This is a genomic window from Desulfonatronospira sp. (genome assembly GCA_003563255.1).
Classification (GTDB): Bacteria; Desulfobacterota; Desulfovibrionia; order Desulfovibrionales; family Desulfonatronovibrionaceae; genus Desulfonatronospira.
Map to the genome: position 1 here is coordinate 1 of PWSL01000240.1, position 3,523 is coordinate 3,523.

General features: G+C 51.2%; 5 protein-coding genes. All 5 read left to right on the forward strand.

Annotated elements, in window-relative coordinates; all coding sequences use genetic code 11:
* Positions 1-56: 56 nt before the first annotated feature.
* A complete protein-coding gene (locus tag QZP87_RS06975) occupies positions 57-800 on the forward strand; it encodes a 4Fe-4S dicluster domain-containing protein (protein WP_291322199.1) in 744 nt (247 codons plus the stop codon).
* 4 nt (positions 801-804) lie between these two features.
* Positions 805-1,512, forward strand: coding sequence for a cytochrome b/b6 domain-containing protein (locus QZP87_RS06980; protein WP_291322200.1), 708 nt, complete (start codon positions 805-807; stop codon positions 1,510-1,512).
* 297 nt (positions 1,513-1,809) lie between these two features.
* Complete coding sequence (locus tag QZP87_RS06985; RefSeq protein WP_291322201.1) at positions 1,810-2,304, forward strand: rhodanese-like domain-containing protein; 495 nt, start codon at positions 1,810-1,812, stop codon at positions 2,302-2,304.
* Positions 2,301-2,963 carry a molecular chaperone TorD family protein gene (locus QZP87_RS06990; RefSeq protein ID WP_291322202.1) on the forward strand — a complete coding sequence of 221 codons (663 nt, stop codon included), beginning with the start codon at positions 2,301-2,303 and terminating at the stop codon, positions 2,961-2,963. Before QZP87_RS06985 ends, QZP87_RS06990 begins: the two co-directional genes overlap by 4 nt.
* A 57-nt stretch (positions 2,964-3,020) precedes the next feature.
* Positions 3,021-3,269: a sulfurtransferase TusA family protein gene (locus QZP87_RS06995; RefSeq protein WP_291322203.1), complete on the forward strand. Its 249-nt coding sequence runs from the start codon at positions 3,021-3,023 to the stop codon at positions 3,267-3,269.
* Positions 3,270-3,523 lie beyond the last annotated feature (254 nt).

Below are 3,523 nucleotides of genomic sequence, written 5' to 3' on the forward strand. Positions count from 1 at the left end.
ATCTGCGGCAACATGGCCATGCATGAGACCTTTGTAAACGTAAGGAAGGTGAGCTGATGAAAAAGAAATACGCCATGGTTGTCGACTCCTCGGTGTGCATCGACTGCAAGGCCTGCATGGCCTCCTGCAAGGTGGAGCACGGCCTTCCACGGGGCTACTGGCGCAACTGGATCAAGGAGAAGTCTCCTGACTTTTCCATGGGCAAGTATACCTATGCCCATTATCAGCCGGGAGGTTGCATGCACTGCGACAATCCCACCTGCGTGCACGCCTGTCCCAGCGGCGCCACCTACAAGGACGAGGAGACCGGCATTGTCCAGATCAACAAAGACTTCTGCATAGGCTGCGGCAACTGTATTGTTGCATGCCCTTATTCTGCCAGGTACCGCCATCCCACCCACAGGGTCCCGGACAAGTGCGACTATTGCCAGGACCGCATGGCCATGGGCCTGCAGCCGGCCTGTGTGGACACCTGCCCAACCAAGGCCAGGGTCTTCGGGGATATAAACGATCCTGAAAGTGAAGCTGCGGTTCTGCTTAAAGACAGAAAATGGGTCCAGATAAACACCGAACCCGAGGATACCGACCCCAATATGTACTACCTGGCGGACACCGAGCCCATGGACTGGCCCGGGGAAGTTGAATACCCCGCAGCCCATGCCACCATGACCCGTCTGGTCAACCCACTGTTCAAGGTGGCTGTAGGGCTGTCCGCACTGGGCGCTGCAGTCATGTTTGTAAAGCAGATCACTTCGGGCTCCGAGACCTCCGGGCACGATGAAAAAAAGAAGGAGGCATAATACCATGCAGGAAAAAATGATCCCACGCCACGATAAAGGCGGCATCTTCATTCACTGGTTCAATGCCGTTTGCTGGATTACCCTGACCCTCACCGGACTGGGCCTGATCAATGAGCACTGGAATCCCCTGGGAGGCTGGTATCCGGCCATGATGCGCACCATCTTCGGCAGTCCGGAAATGCTTTTGAATGTGCATATGTACCTGGGTCTTTTCTGGGCCATAGTAGTAATAATCTATGTTCTGGGAAGGATCACCGAGAGCCTGGCTTTTGCAAAGGAATCCTTTTCCATCAGCCCCTCCCGGGATATGACCTGGATGGTCAAGAAAAATATCCAGATGACCATGGGCGAAAAAATGCTCAAAAAGCTGGGTATGACCACAGACATTCCCCCGCAGGGATTTTACAATGCCGGACAGAAACTCTTCGCCCAGGTGACAATCATTGCCGGAGCAGTAATGATTGTCACCGGAGTGATCATGTTCCTGTCCACCATGATTCTAAACAATCCCAATATCGTGGCCTGGTCCAGAACCTTGCATTATCTGTTTGCCACTCTGGCTCTGGCCGGACTTATCGTGCATATATACATGGCGGCTATTTCGAGAGAAGAAAGACCGGCCTTTAAATCCATGTTCACGGGTGAGGTGCCTGAGAGCTATGCCAAACATCATCATGAACTCTGGTACAACAAGATAAAAGACAAGGTTTGACCCAAAAGTCTGCAGCAGCCACAAGCAGGCTGTTGCAGCCACTACACTACCCTGCAAACATTCTATAGCCCCCTGAAGCGAAGCCGGTCCGGTGTTTAAGCCTGAAACTTCGCTTCAGGCACAAATCGCCAAACTGTTTCAGAAAAGGTAACCATTCAGGGGGTCCTCGGTTGTGACTAATGGCACAAGGCCAGAGGACTGTCCCCCTGGCCGGCACCTGCCCACTGAATGGTTGCCAGACAAGCTTCTGCCAGATGAACATCATGTGGCGAAAGCTTCCGCAAAGAGGACACTGCCATGAACTATCACAGAATCATACCCTGTCTTTCCTTCCTTTTTATGTTCCTTGTCTTTACGGTACCTCTCGAAGCTGCTCAAAACCCGAAAGTCTGGTGGGAAGACGCTGTGAAAAAGGCTGAAGAAGAGGGATACCAGCTGATAGAATCATCTCAGCTGCACAGTCTCTACCAGGATAAAGAGCAGATGACCGTCATCGACAACCGCTACGAATACGAATTCAAGTATGCAAACATCCTGCCCGGGGCCGTAAACGTCCCTTTTCGGCCGGCTGAGAGCAGAAGCCTGGACCCAGGCAAAAAAGAACAGCTTATCAGCGCCATGGGCGACGACAAGAATCGTACAATCATTTTTTACTGCCGCAGCTTCAGGTGAGTCCAAAGCGGCATTGCGGCCAGGTGGGCCGTTCGACTTGGTTATAAAAATGTATATCGCTACAAGGCTGGTATCATGGCCTGGGAAGAAAAATATCCCGAGATGGTGGAGACTCCATGAGTGATGACAACATAATGCCCGGCAATCTTCCCAGCCTGGAGCAGGCTGGCAGGCAGCATGTACTTCAGGCCCTGGAGCTTCTGATTCAGATATTCTGGACCAGCGACGGCCGCAAAAACTGGGAGGAGCTGTGGAAAAGCTCCAGCACTGTATGGACCGGCCTGCATGGCATTGTTTTTAGAGAACCACCCCGCATCGTTATTTATCTCAATGAGCTCCGGGACCAGGGCAAAGAAGCTGTAGTCATCCGGGACCTGGAAAACGTTTTCGTAGATATATTTATAAACACCTACGGCGGCATCAGCGCTCCTTTATATCACTCCTGCTATCATGGTGATGAACAGCGCCTGATGCAGCAACCAGCCCAGGAGATGCAGGAGAGACTCTCTGAGGCAGGCCTGGTGCCCGGAAAATCGGGTGAGCCTGTGGACCATCTCTGTCTGGAGCTGGAATATCTTTACTTTTTAATCAGCCTGTACCAGCAAAGTCCTGATCCTGAAATCGCTGCAGAAACAGCTGACTTCTCAGGCAAATTCATGCTCCCGTGGATTGATGAATTTCTGCAGCGCATACCCACAGATTATCACGCCGCCGCTTTTTTTGCAAAAAGTACCGAAGCCATGCGGGATCTTCTAAAGATGCTTGGAAGGACTGGCTGATAAGTCTAGCCAGGCTGAATGATTATAAATGATCCGGTTTAACCCTGGAGACTGTGTATGAAACAAACTCCCCGGATAAGCGCCGACATAATTCTGGATACAAGCGGACTGAGTTGTCCTCTGCCATTGCTGAAAACCAAAAAGATTTTGGACTCTCTTGAATCCGGCCAGATACTGAAAGTAATCTGTACCGATCCCGGCTCAAAGGAGCATATCCCGAACCTGGGATTGCGAAACGGCAGCAGTTATCTTGGTATGGAGCACACAGACGATGATACCCTGATTTACTTCATCAAGAAAGACTGAGTACAAGGCCTTACCAGCAAAAAAAGTCGTAACCATTCAGGGGGGTTCTCGGTGGTGATTACTTTCCCCAGGCCTGGGGACTGTCCCGCACTTATTTTTCTAACGCTCACATCTGTAAATTGTTCATCAGAAAGTATCTGTTTAGCGCTTTGCATGTGGCATGGGGACTGGCTCTTCCGGGACCCACTTGTCCCAAAAAATGAGATGTTTTAAGCACAAAATGATGCTCAAGTGGGTCCCGGAGTGCCTGTCCC